13 protein-coding genes and 1 tRNA gene are annotated in these 16,659 nt (G+C 59.5%); 10 read left to right on the top strand and 4 right to left on the bottom strand.

Features of this window, described 5'->3' with window-relative positions; genetic code table 11:
• The first annotated feature begins 67 nt into the window (after nt 1–67).
• The 3 genes from ACQR3T_RS19615 (at nt 68) to ACQR3T_RS19605 (ending at nt 2,429) form a co-directional block, all read left to right on the top strand.
• Nucleotides 68–307 (top strand): helix-turn-helix domain-containing protein, encoded by a 240-nt coding sequence (locus ACQR3T_RS19615; protein WP_428694561.1) that lies wholly within the window; start codon nt 68–70, stop codon nt 305–307.
• 334 nt (nt 308–641) lie between these two features.
• Nucleotides 642–1,781: a hypothetical protein gene (locus tag ACQR3T_RS19610; RefSeq protein ID WP_428694560.1), complete on the top strand. Its 1,140-nt coding sequence runs from the start codon at nt 642–644 to the stop codon at nt 1,779–1,781.
• 24 nt (nt 1,782–1,805) lie between these two features.
• Nucleotides 1,806–2,429 (top strand): hypothetical protein, encoded by a 624-nt coding sequence (locus ACQR3T_RS19605; protein WP_428694559.1) that lies wholly within the window; start codon nt 1,806–1,808, stop codon nt 2,427–2,429.
• Between the two features lie 77 nt (nt 2,430–2,506).
• Here the strand turns inward: ACQR3T_RS19605 and ACQR3T_RS19600 are convergent, their stop codons facing one another.
• On the bottom strand, nt 2,507–3,430 hold the full coding sequence (locus ACQR3T_RS19600) for a hypothetical protein (RefSeq protein ID WP_428694558.1): 924 nt from the start codon (nt 3,428–3,430) through the stop codon (nt 2,507–2,509).
• 274 nt (nt 3,431–3,704) lie between these two features.
• Here ACQR3T_RS19600 and ACQR3T_RS19595 point away from each other — a divergent pair, with 274 nt between their 5' ends.
• The 4 genes from ACQR3T_RS19595 (at nt 3,705) to ACQR3T_RS19580 (ending at nt 11,419) form a co-directional block, all read left to right on the top strand.
• Nucleotides 3,705–4,262: a recombinase family protein gene (locus tag ACQR3T_RS19595; RefSeq protein WP_428694557.1), complete on the top strand. Its 558-nt coding sequence runs from the start codon at nt 3,705–3,707 to the stop codon at nt 4,260–4,262.
• Nucleotides 4,263–5,502: 1,240 nt separating this feature from the next.
• Nucleotides 5,503–6,960, top strand: a complete 1,458-nt coding sequence (locus tag ACQR3T_RS19590; RefSeq protein ID WP_428694556.1) for a type I restriction-modification system subunit M — start codon at nt 5,503–5,505, stop codon at nt 6,958–6,960.
• Nucleotides 6,957–8,060 carry a restriction endonuclease subunit S gene (locus tag ACQR3T_RS19585; RefSeq protein ID WP_428694555.1) on the top strand — a complete coding sequence of 368 codons (1,104 nt, stop codon included), beginning with the start codon at nt 6,957–6,959 and terminating at the stop codon, nt 8,058–8,060. The genes ACQR3T_RS19590 and ACQR3T_RS19585 overlap by 4 nt, the downstream gene beginning before the upstream one ends.
• On the top strand, nt 8,060–11,419 hold the full coding sequence (locus ACQR3T_RS19580) for a DEAD/DEAH box helicase family protein (RefSeq protein ID WP_428694554.1): 3,360 nt from the start codon (nt 8,060–8,062) through the stop codon (nt 11,417–11,419). Before ACQR3T_RS19585 ends, ACQR3T_RS19580 begins: the two co-directional genes overlap by 1 nt.
• Before the next feature lie 639 nt (nt 11,420–12,058).
• On the opposite strand, the gene ACQR3T_RS19575 is transcribed toward ACQR3T_RS19580, so the two are convergent.
• Nucleotides 12,059–12,247, bottom strand: a complete 189-nt coding sequence (locus ACQR3T_RS19575; RefSeq protein ID WP_428694553.1) for a helix-turn-helix transcriptional regulator — start codon at nt 12,245–12,247, stop codon at nt 12,059–12,061.
• 104 nt (nt 12,248–12,351) lie between these two features.
• Here ACQR3T_RS19575 and ACQR3T_RS19570 point away from each other — a divergent pair, with 104 nt between their 5' ends.
• Nucleotides 12,352–12,951, top strand: a complete 600-nt coding sequence (locus ACQR3T_RS19570) for a hypothetical protein (protein ID WP_428694552.1) — start codon at nt 12,352–12,354, stop codon at nt 12,949–12,951.
• Nucleotides 12,944–14,164 carry a tyrosine-type recombinase/integrase gene (locus ACQR3T_RS19565; protein ID WP_428694551.1) on the top strand — a complete coding sequence of 407 codons (1,221 nt, stop codon included), beginning with the start codon at nt 12,944–12,946 and terminating at the stop codon, nt 14,162–14,164. The genes ACQR3T_RS19570 and ACQR3T_RS19565 overlap by 8 nt, the downstream gene beginning before the upstream one ends.
• Nucleotides 14,165–14,242: 78 nt before the next feature.
• On the opposite strand, the gene ACQR3T_RS19560 is transcribed toward ACQR3T_RS19565, so the two are convergent.
• A tRNA-Asn gene (locus ACQR3T_RS19560) sits at nt 14,243–14,315 on the bottom strand.
• Between the two features lie 168 nt (nt 14,316–14,483).
• On the opposite strand from ACQR3T_RS19560, the gene ACQR3T_RS19555 reads away from it, so the two are divergent.
• A complete protein-coding gene (locus ACQR3T_RS19555; RefSeq protein ID WP_032379567.1) occupies nt 14,484–14,729 on the top strand; it encodes a hypothetical protein in 246 nt (81 codons plus the stop codon).
• Here ACQR3T_RS19555 and dnaG read toward each other — a convergent pair.
• A complete protein-coding gene (dnaG, locus tag ACQR3T_RS19550) occupies nt 14,726–16,642 on the bottom strand; it encodes a DNA primase (RefSeq protein WP_032379153.1) in 1,917 nt (638 codons plus the stop codon). The genes ACQR3T_RS19555 and dnaG overlap by 4 nt on opposite strands.
• Nucleotides 16,643–16,659: the final 17 nt, after the last annotated feature.

Here is a 16,659-nt window from a genome sequence, read left to right as displayed (position 1 = left end):
GCTATGTGACAGGCCACTCCAATATCCTAATTTGGGATATCAATCGTTACAACGATGCCCTATCGGGGTGGAAAAATCGATCTACTCAGACGAGTACAGGCAGTTATGCCTGACGCTCCGCAAGCTGAGGGTCGAAGCCGGACTGACACAGGTAAAAGTGGCAGCGCGCCTGGGTGTTCCCCAATCATTCGTCAGTAAGTACGAATCGGGCGAACGCAGGCTTGATGTAATCGAGCTCCAGCATGTAGCGCGTGCGCTCGGCACGACTGCGACGGCGGTGTTGAAGGCTCTGACTTATGACCCGTGAGTGTCGGCCAAACCACTTACAAACTCTCCGGCTTACCGCCTGCAAGGTAGGTCCTGGTCATTGGGTACCAGTGCGAGAGTCGCTGTGCGAATGACTGGCACATAGCCGTTGTAGCTGGCCCTGCTCTGCGGCCCGGTTCAACGGGTGAATGGACAGACGCAACGTGAATCTCAGCAGAAGGGTTGACGCTTGTCAGCCTGGGGCGGCTCGTGTGGGTGCCATCCCAATCAGACTGCGAGTTGTGCACCGTGTGGAACCAGGCACTCTGGTATGTATAAACGATGGCAAGGCACCGCGACCAGATAACTGCGCACCAGTCACTTGACGGTCTTCGATGACTCAGTACGGCTTTCGACTATTCGCGGTCGATCTACATCTCGGCATGAAGCATTCGGCGCAAAAGTTTGGGTCAGCCGAGATCCCAATCGCCGACAAGTCTGCCGGGATGCGACAGGTTCATTACCCCACTGCAGCGGCGAAGGACATCAATCGACGGCTGAACAAGACCGACACATTTGGACTGACCACCGAGTCCGATGATGGCACTACAGCAACTCAAGGTCGCGCTGTATCCATGAGGTTCAAGCACGCGGTAGTTTCAGGTGACAACCTAGAGATGTTGCTCGAGCACGGACTTGTGAACGCTGACGGGACGGTTATCGACCCGCAAGACGACGCTGCCGATGACATACCTCTGAAGAACAAATCGACGTTGCATCCGTATCGTGCGATTTTGGTATGCCAACCAGACTCGACTCGCGCCCTGGTTGCTGTCGAGGCTCGTGGTAACTCTTGTCCGATAGTCTCTGTCATCAGGGGGCTCAATAAGTGCAGCGAAGACAACTGGCGACTGCGAGTTGTCGCACACGCGGTCGGCGAAGCTGCAATGCTGCAGTTCATCAAGGAGGCGTCCGTCAAAAGGGTCGACTTCGACAAGCACGATTTCGAGGCAGACGGAGCCCGCGAACGGCGTGAGGTTGCGATGTCGGTCTTCACTGGCATCGAAGGTGAAACGGTGAAGGCCGCGGCCGCGGATTGGATCAACCAGGCTTTTGTCAAAATCCGTGCCACGGTTGCTGACAAGGAAGCGGAGTTCGCGAACGCTGACTCCTCCAGCACGATCAAAATGAGTGGCAAGGACCGAGCGGAGGCACGTAAGGCAGCCAAGGCTGCCAAACGCGACGCACGAGCGGGGGTGACAGCAGATCGTCGAGAGTACGCAGCTCAAGCCGCACGCCGAGTTCGCCAAGCGATTTACCTAGGACCAGCCGAGGATGTGTCTATCGAGTTCAACGGTGTTGGGGTGGAGTTCGTCCGGGGCACTGAGGTGCGAACCGTGACTCCGGCCTCGGTCTTCAAGAGGTACACCTACTGGTTAGGAAACGGCTACGTCCCTACGGCGAAGTTCAACTATGAAGCCGAGAAGACTGCGCGTGAGCTCCTGCCCCTAGTCCAGGGATTGACACTGGACTAATCTTGAAGGGATGAGGAGCTCGTAATGTTCGTGCCTGATCGCTTGAGCCTGCGCACACTCAGCCTTGACTTCGTCCGGTCTATGCGTAGTTCTGATCGAGGTCAACGAGATTGGTTTGCGCTCGGCGTCATATTTGGCCTCCCAATCGTTGCAGGCGTGATTGTCGCGTGTTCGGGAGTAGTGGTTGTCGCCCCCACGGCGTTCATTCCTGCAGTTGCTCTGCTTGCTGGCGTCCTGCTCGCCGCAGCCGGTCAGACAATCACACTTCGGGCGAGACTCGCCGATTCGCTTACTCTCAATGCCGGAAAACGTGTAACGGGCATGGTGCGCGAAACCATGAGCGGGTTGCTTGTGTCAGCGGTTGCGGCTCTTCTCGACGCACTGATCTTGGGGGCCTTGGCCTCTATGATGCCTGTCGGCTACCGGCTCAACTTCTGGCATCATGCCCTGTCGGTTCTTGCCACAGTCGTCACTGTCTTTCTGGTTCTGATGTTTGTCGCAACTGCTCGACATATCTATGCGACCTACCTCGAGGTGTTCGAGGGCGGGACTCCCCTTCCTCGACATCCCTCGGTAGACCTGGACAGCACGGAGGGGCCAGTGCATCGCATTGGGGAGCCACCGGAGCATAAATGGACTGACAGCTGAGGTGCGGCCGGAAGGTAATCGCTCAACGTTGGCTGAGACTCCCCACTGACGACGGCTGATGTTCGCCCGCACGATCATCAGTCCGCACTCAACACCCAGTCGGGCAGAAACTTGATTCCGCGCTGACTGTCAACCACGCATGAGAGAACTCGGCCGCCAACCGTTCCTGCGACGGTGCGCGACTCAATATCCTGCAGCTTGGCCTGGTGCGTCCGACGGATGGATTCAAGCTCAGCCGCGCTATCCGCAGCTTGCGAGCCCACGGATCGATGCACGGCATCAGTTCTCAAAAGCGCTTCTCGGTCGGCGTCTTGACGCTCCTGATCATCTATCTGTCTGAAAACCTCCCGTGCCGACGCGTTGATTAGTCTGGCTCTCGTCTGAAACTCTGCTCGCACCCGGCGATCGTCGAGCTCGTCCAGACCGATTGTCGGGGGTCTATCACCGTCAGAAAAATACACGCTCCCGGGTGCCATCACTTCCTCGACTGCAGGCCCCTCCGCAAAGGTTCGCATGTAAAGCCTAGGCGAATCGTCTGTTCCACCGTCGAAACCGACGACCGTGAGACTGAATGGAACGTGAGTATCACAACAAGATTCACCGTCAAAATCCTGACCCCAAAATGCGGCGTCCACGAGCTTCTGATCACAGCAGTCACGACAGTGCCACCAGAGAGGATGAATAACGTCCGACCAAATCGCGTCACCGAGCTGCCCAACAGATGTGAAGTCGCGGCGCAACGCTAAATACTCCGTGACTGCGGACATGGCATCTACAACCGGCTGTTGACCGGTCACACCGCTTCCAGGCAAAGCAAAGTCCGATCTCCCCGAAATCAGTACTACTGCAGCGAAGTCCCCCGATTTTGTTCCATCGGTACCCGGGAAAGGATGCAGCTTCACCGTCTGGTCTGAGGCAATCTCACTGCCCTTCGTAGTCCGTCCGTCTGCTAAAGCGTAGATCGAACCGGCTCGGCTTACGCCGTACATCAGGAGAGTCATTGCACGATCGTATGACCGAGCTCTAAACGGGGCCCTACTGACGGAACGTTGCCGACACTCACGGCCACCCCTTGAAATCCGATCGCCAGTCAGACGGTGGGTCAACCACGGCCTTGAGGTGTCTCATAAACGATGGGTTTGTGAGACAACTCCGGGCTCTCACGAGGTTCGTCGCGAACAGCACGCGCCCATCAATCGGTTGTCTCAAAACCCTGTCTCAAAACTGTTAGTCTCAAAACCTAGAATTCTACGGGATTATGAGACAGGAGCCGACATGGCGATGATCGGTTACGCACGGGTGAGCACGGTCGACCAAGACCCCCAGCTGCAACTCGATGCTTTGAAGACCGCAGGCGCAGTTCGGACGTTCACCGACCACGGAGTCAGCGGATCCACAACGGACCGACTTCAGCTGGCGGCATGTCTTGACCACCTCAGAGCCGGCGACACTCTCACCGTCTGGAAGCTCGACCGGCTTGGCCGGGATACTCGGCAGGTCCTCGACGTGATCGCCGAACTGACCAACCGAGAAATTACCTTCAGAAGCTTGACCGAAGGGCTACACACTGAAGGACCAATGGGCAAGGCGATGCTGACCATCATGGCTGCCTTCGCTCAGCTGGAGCGCGACACAATGCTGGAGAGAACCCGTGCTGGACTGGCCGCAGCAGCAAAGAACGGCCGCAAGGGAGGTCGGCCGCTGAAGGTGGCCTCGAAGGACGCTGTTCGGGCGCGGGACCTGGTGGCGAAGGGAATTACTCCGAACGAGATTGCCAAAATGCTGGGTGTCAGCCGAGCAACTGTCTATCGCCACATCAGAGAAGACCGTTAGCCGTCGCATATACGCATCGCTAGCTCGCCATGGCGTGGAGCCAGGTACTAGGTGGCAGCGCGACTCTTGGATTCACCACCGACCAGCTACGGTCAGAGGGTTGAACGCGGACTACACGGATCGATCCGGCAGGCAACACGCAATCATCGGGAGCAATATGCCGAAACGCCGACTGATTCCCGAGCGAACCGTCGATTCCCTCTTGGCAGCCCAACTTCTGGCTGCGATGCCCGGAGGCACGATCTGGTCGCCCACGAACGCTAGGAAAGGAGCGGTCGACCACTACTTCGCGAACGGGGGCGGTCAAGTTCTCATCTTTGAGTGCAAAGCAACAACCAGCGATGCGATGGCCGACCCTACGAAACCGTGGTATTCGCCAATCCGAATTGGCCAGCTGAGCGATTACGTTGACGGACCACGACCGGTGTATTACTTCCTAACCGCCAAACCGCGCAAGAACCCGTGGAATCGACGGTGCAACACGGACCCCGACGCGACGGGGCAATGCACCAGTTGTTTAAGCGGGAGCAGTTCCCGGGGCAACATCCCCGTATCGCGCCAAGTCGAACGCGCACACCTCCACATCAAGATGCAGCCATGGGTCGCTCACTGGAGCTGGGTCATTGAGGCGAGCGCCCTGGCAAACCACATCAACCTGGGCATGTGCACTTCGGATGAACTTGAGCTGTCCACTTCTGACCTTGCGCTGAGCCGCATCAGGGGGGCTCAACGCTTCTGCCATCTCTTCTCAAACCGAGACCCGGGTCTCAGGCGGAGGTTCTTCTCCAACGCCTTGGGGTGGGACGGGGACTTTGATCTGCCTGGGAGCAACCGGGAGCTTGGTGACGAGACGACACCGCCTGTGTTGTTCGGTTACCCGGAGGAATAGCGGACCGCTCGGCCTATCCCTGGTCACCCGTCACACTTCAGCCTCAAGTGCCTGCCACAGTGGCCGCGGCTACTGCGGAACGTGCGCGTGATCTGCTCGCAAAGAGTCTGACCGCAGACGAGATCGCGAAATGCTGGGGGGAGTAAGCCGCGCCAACGTCTATCACGAAATTCGTAGCAAGTTTTGAAGGTCGGGCAGAACGGTCGAGATCCTCCGCCACCGACCCGAGACGACCGCCGGGCGACAAGTGCGCGATCCCAACCGGACTCCACCCGCCCAGCATCGACCTCATTCGCTGAGCCGCCACTCGTTCCTGCGAGTTCAGTCGATCCACTTCGCTACTGTCACTCTGTGATCACTGGTGACCTCAAGAGCAAGATTGACCGTGTCTGGGACTCGTTCTGGTCGGGCGGAATCAGCAACCCGCTAGAAATCATTGAACAGGTGACCTCGCTGCTTTTCATCCGCCGACTGGACGACCTGCAGATCCTGGCCGAGAAGAAAGCTCGCATTACCGGCAAGATCGAGGAGCCGATTTTCCTGCCCGGTCAGGAAAACCTGCGTTGGAGCCGTTTCAAGAACGCTGACGCGGAAGTGATGTTCAAAATCGTCGGGGAACAGGTCTTCCCGTTCTTGCGCGCACTGGGCGGTGACGGCTCCACGTACTCCGAGCATATGAAAGACGCCCGGTTCACCATCCCGACACCTGCGCTGTTGTCGAAGGTCGTCGACATGCTTGACGACATCCCGATGGTTGAGCGCGACACCAACGGCGACCTCTACGAGTACTTGCTGTCGAAGATCGCCAGCGCAGGCGTCAACGGCCAGTTCCGCACACCGCGCCACATCATCAACCTGATGGTGGCGATGACCGCCCCGACTCCGACTGACGAAATCTGCGATCCAGCCTGCGGGACCGCCGGGTTCCTGGTTTCCGCCTCGGAGCATGTCCGGGAGAAGCACCCGTCAGCCCTGACCGACGCGACCCAACGCAACCACTTTCATAGGTCGATGTTCCACGGCTATGACTTCGACAGCGTAATGCTGCGCATCGGCAGCATGAACATGCTGCTGCACGGAATAGAATCCCCCGATATCCGCTACCGCGACTCACTCTCTGAGGGTGCAAGCGAAGACACCGAGAAGTACACGCTGATCCTGGCCAACCCACCGTTCGCCGGGTCGCTTGACTACGAGGCCACCAGCAAGGATCTCCAGCGGGTCGTCAAGACCAAGAAGACCGAGCTACTTTTCTTGGCCCTGTTCTTGAAGCTACTCAAACCCGGTGGCCGGGCAGCAGTAGTTGTTCCCGACGGCATCCTGTTCGGGTCGTCGAAAGCGCACAAGGAACTGCGCAGAATCCTCGTCGATGACCAGAAGCTCGACGCGGTAGTCAAGCTCCCCTCAGGGGTGTTTCGCCCCTACGCGGGCGTCTCGACCGCGATCCTATTTTTCACCAAAACCAACTCCGGCGGCACCGACCACGTGTGGTTCTACGGCATCCAGGCCGACGGCTACTCCCTCGACGACAAAAGGAATCCGGTCGAGGCTAATGACCTCCCCGACGTGCTCGCACGCTGGGCAGCGCATGACACATCGGAATTGGAGCGGTCTCGGACAGAGAAGTCGTTTTGCGTACCGAAGTCTGAGATCGCCGCGCAGGGATACGACCTGTCGCTGAACCGCTACAAAGAGGTTGTTCACGACGAGGTCGAGCACCGAGCGCCATTCGACATCATCGCCGAAATCGAGGCAATTGAGGCCAACATCGCCTCGGGACTTGCAGAACTGAAAGCGATGCTGTCGTGAAATGGCCATTAGTGCCCCTTGACGAGATTTGCCGACCTAAGCAATGGCCTACTATCTCCCAAACGCAGATGACACTGGCTGGATACCCCGTATTTGGGGCGAACGGTCAAATTGGATGGTATGACGACTACAACCACGACCGGGAGACGGTACTTATTACCTGCCGAGGTGCCACTTGCGGAACGATCAACGTGTGCCCCCCAAAAAGCTACGTCAATGGAAATGCGATGGCTCTGGATGACCTCGACACGCGCCGTGTAGACACTCGCTTTCTAGTCCGCGCATTGACACCGGAGATCCTTCGGAAGGCAATTACTGGTAGCGCCCAGCCGCAAATAACGCGGGAGAGCCTTCGATCAGTTTCACTTCGATTGCCGCCTCTGGATGAGCAGCGTCGCATCGCCGCGATCCTCGACCAGGCCGACGCACTCCGCGCCAAACGTCGCCAAGTCCTCACCCACCTCGACACACTGGCCGAAACCTATTTCGATTCGTTGTTTGGGGCAGCTGTTGAGTCCCACAATTGGGACACTCGGCCACTTGGCGATGTCGCAGAAACGCGGCTCGGGAAAATGCTCGATGCTAAGCGACGGACTGGGGACCATCCGCGCTCATATCTGCGAAACGCCAACGTCCAATGGTTCCACTTCGATCTGGAAGACGTATTTAGCATGGACTTCGATGAGCGTGAGCGCGTGACCTTCGCACTTCGCCGCGGAGACGTTCTGATGTGTGAGGGTGGTCAGCCTGGTCGCTGCGCGATTTGGGAGGACCAGCTGACTGACTGCTACTTCCAGAAGGCAATACATCGGATCCGCCTTGGAGAGCAGCTGCTTCCTCAATATTTCGTGAGAGCGATGAAGAGAACCGTCGATACCGGTGGACTGAAGGACTACGTTACTTCTGCAACAATCGCCCACTTGACTGGTGAGAAACTGCGCACACTTCCCATCCGCATCCCACCCCTTGACCTCCAAAGGCAGTTCGCAACCAACGTTGAGGCCATCAGCACCCAGCATGGTCAGGCCCAACACGCGTTGAAGCTCATGGACCACCTTTTCGCCTCACTCCAATCCCGCGCTTTCCGGGGGGAGCTCTGATGGGCAACTTCGACTTTCTCAGGACCACGCTCCCCGGTGCGTTCTCCGATTGCGCCCGAGCTGAGTCGTACCTGGAGAGCGATCCGCGTTCCGCCTGCTTCTACAGCCGCCGTGCGGCGGAGGGTTTGGTCAATCACCTGTACGACGTCTTGAATCTGTCGGTCCCTTATCGGGACGATCTGGCGGCGAAGATCAACGACTCAGCTTTTGCTGCGCTGACGGGTGTCGGGATCGGACAGAAGCTGAACCTCATCCGTAAGGTCGCCAATACCGCCGTCCATGAGAACAAGCCGATCAGACTCGACGTCTCGCAGGCAGTGCTACGTGAGTTGTTTCACGTGATGGTGTGGGCTGCGTATCGCTACTCGCCGAACCCGCAGGTTGTGCCGACGAAGGCGACGTTCGACCCTGCGCTCGCTCGGAGCGCGGCACCGCTGAGCCGTGACGAGCTGGCGAAGCTGGCGCAGAAGTTCAAAGAACAAGACGAAGCACACGCAAAGGCACTGGCAGACAAGGAGGACCTGCTTGCCACGCACGATGCGGAGATCGCGACGCTCCGTTTACAGATCGCCGCCGCTCAGGCGACGAACGCCACACATGACGATCATGACTACTCCGAGGCGCAGACCCGTGACCTCTTCATCGACGTCTTGCTGGCCGAAGCCGGTTGGCCGCTCACCGATCCCCGCGACCGTGAATATGGAGTGGACGGTATGCCCAACAAGGACGGAAAGGGTTTCGTCGACTACGTCTTGTGGGGTGCTGACGGCTTGCCACTAGCGGTAGTCGAAGCGAAACGCACAACCAAGAGTGCCCAGGTAGGTCAGCAGCAGGCCATGCTCTACGCCGACTGCCTACAGAAGCAGTTCGGTCGCCGTCCCGTCATCTTCTACACCAGCGGTTATGAGCATTGGATCTGGGACGACGCCGCAGGGTATCCGCCCCGCGAAGTCCAAGGCTTCTACACCCGCGATGAACTGGAACTGCTGATCCAGCGCCGTACTACCCGACTTTTCCTGGGCACAGCCGAGGTCAACACGGCTATAGCTGGACGCCCCTACCAGGTCCGGGCAATCAAAGCTGTCGGCGAAGCTTTGGACCGCAAACAGCGCCAAGCGTTGCTCGTCATGGCGACCGGGTCGGGAAAAACTCGGACGGTGATTGCGTTGGCCGATCAGCTGATGAAGGCCAACTGGGTCAAGCGGGTCCTGTTCCTGGCGGACAGGACCGCACTGGTTAACCAAGCTACCAACGCGTTCAAGGCGAGCTTGCCTTCCGCGACGACGGTCAACCTGGTCACGGAGAAGTCCGCGGACGGCCGGGTATACGTGTGCACCTATCCGACGATGTTGAACCTCATCAACGGCGTCGAGGCAGATCTGCGCAAGTTTGGGCCCGGATACTTCGACCTGATCGTCATCGATGAAGCGCACCGGTCCGTTTACCAGAAGTACGGCGCGATCTTCGAGTGGTTCGACTCGCTTCTCGTTGGACTGACCGCCACCCCCAAAGACGAAGTCGACCACAACACGTACAGGCTGTTCCACCTTGAAGACGGTGTCCCGACCGATGCCTACAGCCTCGACGAAGCTGTAGGTGAGGGGTACCTCGTGCCACCGGTCGGAGTCTCGGTCGGGACGACGTTCCTGCGGCAGGGCATCAAATACACCGATTTGACCGATGACGAGAAGGATCAGTGGGACACCCTCGACTGGGGCGAGGACGACCGACCGGACGAAGTCACCTCCGAGGAGGTCAACCGGTTTCTTTTCAACGAAGACACCGTCGACAAGGTCCTCGCCATCCTGATGGATCAAGGTCACAAGGTTGCTTCCGGTGACAGACTCGGCAAAACAATCATTTTCGCAAAGAACAGAGACCACGCGGAGTTCATCCAGAAGCGCTTCGATGTTCAATATCCTGGGTATGGGGGGCAGTTTGCGCGTGTCATCACCCACGGCATCAGCTACGCGCAGTCCCTGATCGACGACTTTTCCGTGACTGACAAAGTCCCTCACATCGCGATTTCGGTGGACATGCTCGACACCGGCATCGACGTCCCCGACGTCGTCAACCTCGTCTTCTTCAAAATGGTGCGGTCGAAGTCAAAGTTCTGGCAGATGATCGGGCGTGGAACCCGACTACGCCCAGATCTGTTCGGGGCCGGTCAGGACAAGGCAGACTTTTTCGTCTTCGACTTTTGCGGGAACCTCGAATTCTTCAGCCAGAACCTACCCGGCTCCGAAGGCTCGACCCAAAAGTCGCTCAACCAGAGACTCTTCGAGAACCGTTTGGGACTGATCACTGCGCTCGACAACAGCGAGCCCGACCTGCGCGTCTCGACCGCGAAGACGTTGCACACCATCGTTGCCGCCATGACCCTCAAAAACTTCCTCGTGCGACCGCACCGTAAATGGGTCGAGCAGTACGCCAAGTGGGATTCTTGGACAGCTCTAACTCCCGAGGCGGCGACCGAGGTGGCGGAGCACCTCGCCGGGCTACCCTCGACGGCCAGGGACGATGACGAGGACGCCAAACGGTTCGACCTCCTGATCCTGCGCCGCCAGCTCGCTCAGCTCGAAGGCGACGCAGTTGCCGCCGAACGCATCCGTGAACAGGTCCAGAGCATCGCTACGGGTCTACTAAGTCAGCTCTCGATCCCCACGGTCAAAGCCCAAGAGGCCCTCCTTGACGAGATCGCCAGCGATGAGTGGTGGGTCGATGTCACTCTGCCAATACTCGAACTCGCCCGGTTGAGGCTACGGGGCCTGCTGCGTTTCCTGGAGAAAGTCAAGAAGGCGAAGGTCTACACAGACTTCGAGGATACTTTCGGTGAACAGACCGTGGTGGCCTTGCCCGGCGTCACACCCGGAACCAACTGGGAACGATTCCGAGCCAAGACGGCCGCTTACCTAAAACAGCACGAGGATCACGTTGCCCTGCAGCGTCTGCGGCGCAACAGGCAGCTCACTACCGACGACCTCGAAGCCCTCGAAGGGATGCTTGCCGCTAGCGGGGCCAGTGCCGTTGATGTCGAGCGGGCTAAGCAGGAAGGCGCGGGGCTGGGTTTGTTCATTCGGTCCCTGATCGGGCTTGATCGCCAATCGGTGCTCGACGCCTTCGAGAGCTACCTCGATGGCACGCGGTTCGACGTCAACCAGGTCCGTTTCGTGACCCTGATCGTTGACGAACTCACCGCGAACGGAGTCATGGACCCTGCACGATTGTTCGAGTCACCCTTCACCGACTATGCAAAAGAAGGTGCGTACTCTCTTTTCCCTGACCACGACGTCGAGGTCATCGCGGACATCCTGCGGGGTGTGAAAGCCAGCGCGGTCGTCGACGATTCTGTCGCTTAAGCAAGCGGGCTCTGCGATTAGGTCCCGTAACTGATGTGACTCCAGGGGCCTGCGCAGTTTCGCTTGCCTGCCACAAGACCACGGGTTGTCCGGTCTTCCTCGGGTGATCACGGAAGACTGCGTCAACGCGATGGATGACACCCTTCCTGGCGAAGTATGCAATGGACCGGCCCACTTCCCCCGTCCGAACCGACACGGGCATTGCTCTTGTGATCATCGCCCCGGTGAATGGCTTCGCGGTGTCAACATGCTGGAGTAGACAGCGGTCGCAGAGGATCCCCTCAACCAGCCAAGCTGGGTACTGCTCAACGGCAATCTTGAGAGGACCTTCGTCACGAAGGATGCAGAAAATTTCTTCTTGCAAAAGATCGCTGCGAACAGGCGGCAAGGTGCGCTCTGGCAATGCATTTTTCATCTGGTTCCTTGTTGGTAATCAAAAGTAATCGATCGTCTCGCACAGGGGCTCGAGAGCTGCGAACAACGTGCCGTACACCTTGGCTGCGGCAACGCCCGATGTACGCGACACCGGGACGGTCACGAGTGAACTAGAGTGATCCATAGCACTTCATTCCGAGTATCGGACGGTCTGCTTTCTTCTCGGATGCAACCGAATGACTCAAGCTGACCCGGTTTCGTGCGTCAGTTGTTCTTGGACTCAAGCGAGTCCAGCCATTCGACGTAGACGGATGTGCGTACCAGCCTTCGAGCGCCAACTTTCAGCGAGGCCAGTTCACCCCGCTTGAGCAAGTCGTTGATTTTTGTTCGTCCCAGACCCGTCTGCTCAATCAGGTCATCGACCGTCATCAGGTCTTTCTCCAACGTGTTCATGCCATCCTCTTCCTCGTGCGCAATTTAGAGTGCCGTTTTCTTTGCTGCACGCAACAGTACGTCGGAGATCGTCGCTGCGCAAGATATGACGTAGCATTCTGCGCATGACGCAAATCGATGACGATGCAAGCGAGCCTCGAGAGTGGTCAGAAGAGCTGGTGAGACGGTTCGGACTGACCGCTAAAGAGTGGCGAGGGAAGCGTTCGGCCAAGTGGCTGTCGGAGCGCACAGCCGAACTGGGACACCACATCCCGTCCACCGTGATCGCTCGCCTGGACTCCGGTCATCGGGGCAGCGTGTTGTCCGTCGCAGAGGTGATCGTGATTGCAGCGGCGCTCGAAACATCCCCGATGGCCTTGCTATACCCCAACGTCCCCGATGGGCCAGTAGAGCTTCTCCCAGGAGAGACGATGCCCTCGATCGACGCAGTGCAATGGGTCTCCGGCGAGAAGCGAATCCCCCGAGAAAGCCTCAGCGATAGCGCCAGAGGGGCCTACCGGCTCGAGAACTCCAGGGAGTACGTCCACTTCAAGGAGATGGCCGATCGTGCACGTCGGCAGTCCTTTGCCTCGCACGAAGGTGAGCGAGAGATCGGACGCAAGGCGCTCGAGGACATCGAGTCCATTCTGGTCAATCTGGTTCAGACCATCAGAAGCTCGGGTTGGCCGGTCGACTACCCCCTCAAGGACGATTCGAATGGCTAGAGAACGCTTGAAGCCCGGTGAGTGGGGTGTCATCGCCACCACGAAGCGCGACAAGTCCCACGTGGCCAAGGCACGCATCCGTGATCGCGACGGCAAGCTCAGACTGGTCGAAGCCACAGGAGCCTCGGCTGACGAAGCTCGGAGAAGACTTCAGTCCAAGCTGGTCGAACGGGTCACTCCTGAGGGCGAGAAGGATGGACAGCTCTCCAAGCGGTCCACCGTGTCCGAGTTGGCCGAGTACTGGTTGGCGGAGAAGCAGACAAGCACTTCGGTAGGTAACTCCACTCTGTCGCTGTATCGCTCTGCGTGGCAGGGCGTCTGCAAAGAGGCCCTGGGAGACCTGCGCATCACCGAGCTGACAGCAGGAGCCGTAGACGCCTTCCTGCGCTCCGTCGCCGTCCGTGCGCCGAGCCGTGCACGTCTGGCGCGCATCGTTCTCAGCGGGATGTTCGGCACGGCAACCCGACTGGACCTGATTGACCACAACTTGGTGCGAGAGACCAGGGTGCCGAGGCCCAAGCGTAAGCCAGTCCGTCCTGTCACTCTTGAGGAGCTAACCGACATCCGCACCGCCGTGGAATTGTATTGCCGACATGAGACGGTGAATGCCGAAGGCATGGTGCGGAGTAAGTACGGCCCGAAGCCTGGTGCTGACCTTCAGGATCAGATGGATCTGTTGATGGCTACCGGAGTGCGCATATCGGAGCTGCTCGCCCTGCTGTGGGAGGACGTACATCTAGACGCCGATGTTCCGACGATCGCCGTGAACGCGACCCTGGTGCAACCCCGATCCGCTGGAGAGAAGTTGATCCGTCAGCCCCACCGCAAGGGTGACGCACCCCCGCTGACGATCGTGATCCCGAAGTTCGCTGTGGATATCCTCCGTCGACGCCGAGAGGCCCTCACGTTCAAAAACCCGAACGGTGCCGTCTTCGTCACCTCGACCGGCAACTGGGTTTCCCCCGCCAACGTCCGACGGTGCTGGCGGGGTGCACTCGGCAAGGACTTCGAATGGGTGACACCCCACAGCTTCCGCCGGACCGTGGCGACACTCGTGAAGGCTCAGTACGGAGTGGAGGCGGCACAGGCTCAGCTCGGTCACGCCAACACCGCAGTGACGGAAGCGCACTACATCCAGCGGATGAACTCGGCACCGGACATGACCGAAGCGCTCAACACTTTCGCACCGTCAGAGCGGCAAAGTGTTGGGTAAGTGTTGAGTTCGGCAACCTTCGGCCTGAAACAGAAAGAGCCCCTCACCTGATCTGGCAGGTGAGGGGCTCTTCTTGCGCTCCCCCACCTGGACTCGAACCAGGAACCCTTCGATTAACAGTCGAATGCTCTGCCAATTGAGCTATGGGGGATTACCTCGCGGCCTCACACTCTCGTGCGAGCCGTTGGAAACAATAGCGCACACACCCTGGTGAGTACCAAATCGCCCTGCTCGAGCGTCGCCGGAGCCGCCCTGCTTCCCCGGAGTGCAGTCGGGCAAGATGGACCTACAGCCGCACGCTCTACGGAAGGACCCACTGATGATTCGTTTGGTACTGGCGGCTGGAGCTGCATATGTGCTCGGTGCCAAGGCCGGCAGGGGCCGGTACGAGCAGATTCGCAAGACGGCAAGCGCCGTTGCGTCGTCTCCGGCGACCAAGAAGGCCATCGAGGTCGGCCGTCAGAAGCTCTCCGATTCCCTCAACACCCAGCCCCGGCTCGAGCCGATGCAGCCGATCGACGACGAGACCCAGGTCTACGTTCCCCGCGATCAGCTACGTCGCTAACCGACCTCGGCGACACTTCCGACGGCGAGCTCGAGCAGACTGCGGCGGTACTGCTCGAGGGCGATGAGATCGCCGAACAGCGCGTTGTAGTCGTCGGGCTTCTCGACCGGTGACATGCGCTGCAGCTTCGACTTGAGTTCTGCCACCTGCTGGCCGACCCACACTTCCTGCAGCCTCGCGAGTACACCCGAGATGTAGCGCGTGAGTGCGTCGTCGGCTACACGCATCGGGTCGACGGCCAGCTCGGTCACCAACGACACCACTACGGCGTCCTTGGCCTGCTTGGCCACGGCGTCGACCCACTCCCCTCCGCCCAGTCCCGCGGCTGTACCTCCGGCAGCAGCCACCGCGTCGCGCACGGCCGCGTATGCCGGGTGATGAAAGCTCTCCGGCGGGAGCGAGTCGAACACCGTGCCCGCCATCGCAGGCATCTGCAGTACCGCCTTGAGGGCCTCCCGCTGCGGCCACAGAGACGGATCGGTGGGGTTCGGACGTGGCGGCCCGGCCGGAGCCTCGGTCGGGGTCGTCTGACGCTTCTCGAACGGCACACGCTTACCGCTGGTGTCGCCCCGAGCGCCCTTCTTCGCCTCGTCGCGCACGCGGGCGAGCACCATCGCGGTGTCGTCCCAGCCGGTCCAGCCGGCCAACTGCCGTGCGTACTCGTCCCGCAGAGAGGCGTCCTTGATGCGCGCGACCACGGGCACGGTCCTCTTCAAGGCTTCGACGCGCCCCTCGGGGGTATCCAGATCATGTTCTCGCAGTAGCGATTTGACCACGAAGGCAAACATCGGTGTACGCCTGGCGACCAGATCGCGAACAGCGTTGTCGCCGGACTTCAAACGCAGGTCGCACGGGTCCATGCCGTCGGGCGCAACGGCGACGAAGGTCTGTCCGGCAATCTTCTGATCACCCTCGAATGCCTTCATGGCGGCGGCCTGCCCGGCATCGTCTCCGTCGAAGGTGTAGATCACTTCGCCGCGAAAGTAGCTGTCGTCCATCATCAATCGGCGCAGCATGGCCAGGTGGTCCTCGCCGAATGCGGTGCCGCACGACGCCACTGCCGTCTTGACGCCGGCCAGATGCATCGCCATCACGTCGGTGTAGCCCTCGACGATGACGGCCTGATGCGACTTCGCGATCTCCTTGCGCGCCAGGTCGAGACCGAACAACACCTGAGACTTCTTGTACAGCATGGTTTCCGGGGTGTTGATGTACTTACCCGGCATCGTGTCGTCGTCGAACAGTTTGCGGGCACCGAAACCGATGACGTCGCCGCTCTGGCTGCGAATGGGCCACACCAATCGACGCCGAAAACGGTCGATGGGCGTGCCGCGCTTTCCGGGTGTCGCCAGGCCCGCGTCCACGATCTCCTTGGCCTCGAAGCCCTTGCCCAGCAGGTGTTTGGTGAGAGTGTCCCAACCGTCGGGTGCGTATCCGCAGCCGTAAGCCAATGCAGCGTGGCCGTCGAAGTTACGTTCGGTGAGGTAGTCACGTGCGGTCTGGGCGTCGGGGCCGCTGAGCCTGCCCGCATAGAACTCCTGCGCTGCCGCGTTGGCAGCGATCAGGCGCGCTCGGGTGCCGCGGTCACGTTGAACCGATGGCCCTCCGCCCTCGTAGGAGATCGAATAGTTCAGCCGGTCGGCGAGTTGCTCGACGGCCTCGACGAAGGAAATGTGTTCGATCTTCTGGAGGAAGGAGTAGGCATCACCTCCCTCGCCGCAACCGAAGCAGTGGTAATGACCGTGATTGGGTCGAACATGGAACGACGGCGATTTTTCGTCGTGGAAGGGGCACAACCCCTTCATGGAGTCGCCGCCCGCGCGCTTGAGAGAGACGTAGTCGCCGACGATGTCTTCGATCCGTGTGCGTTCGCGAATGGCGGCGATGTCGCGTTCAGGAATTCGGCCGGCCACGTGTGCAGTCTAGCGTC

The organism is Rhodococcus sp. IEGM1428 (assembly GCF_050321865.1).
Classification (GTDB): Bacteria; Actinomycetota; Actinomycetes; order Mycobacteriales; family Mycobacteriaceae; genus Rhodococcoides.
The sequence above is the reverse complement of the archived record's forward strand: the minus strand, read 5'-3'. Positions and strand labels throughout refer to the sequence as shown.

Excerpts from the sequence above, each read along its gene's own strand:
- ACQR3T_RS19555 (WP_032379567.1), top strand. The coding sequence starts at position 14,484 with ATGATTCGTTTGGTACTGGCGGCTGGAGCTGCATATGTGCTCGGTGCC.
- ACQR3T_RS19595 (WP_428694557.1), top strand. The coding sequence starts at position 3,705 with ATGGCGATGATCGGTTACGCACGGGTGAGCACGGTCGACCAAGACCCC.
- ACQR3T_RS19565 (WP_428694551.1), top strand. The coding sequence starts at position 12,944 with ATGGCTAGAGAACGCTTGAAGCCCGGTGAGTGGGGTGTCATCGCCACC.
- ACQR3T_RS19610 (WP_428694560.1), top strand. The coding sequence starts at position 642 with ATGACTCAGTACGGCTTTCGACTATTCGCGGTCGATCTACATCTCGGC.
- ACQR3T_RS19570 (WP_428694552.1), top strand. The coding sequence starts at position 12,352 with ATGACGCAAATCGATGACGATGCAAGCGAGCCTCGAGAGTGGTCAGAA.
- ACQR3T_RS19600 (WP_428694558.1), bottom strand. The coding sequence starts at position 3,430 with ATGACTCTCCTGATGTACGGCGTAAGCCGAGCCGGTTCGATCTACGCT.
- ACQR3T_RS19580 (WP_428694554.1), top strand. The coding sequence starts at position 8,060 with ATGGGCAACTTCGACTTTCTCAGGACCACGCTCCCCGGTGCGTTCTCC.
- ACQR3T_RS19575 (WP_428694553.1), bottom strand. The coding sequence starts at position 12,247 with ATGAACACGTTGGAGAAAGACCTGATGACGGTCGATGACCTGATTGAG.
- ACQR3T_RS19605 (WP_428694559.1), top strand. The coding sequence starts at position 1,806 with ATGTTCGTGCCTGATCGCTTGAGCCTGCGCACACTCAGCCTTGACTTC.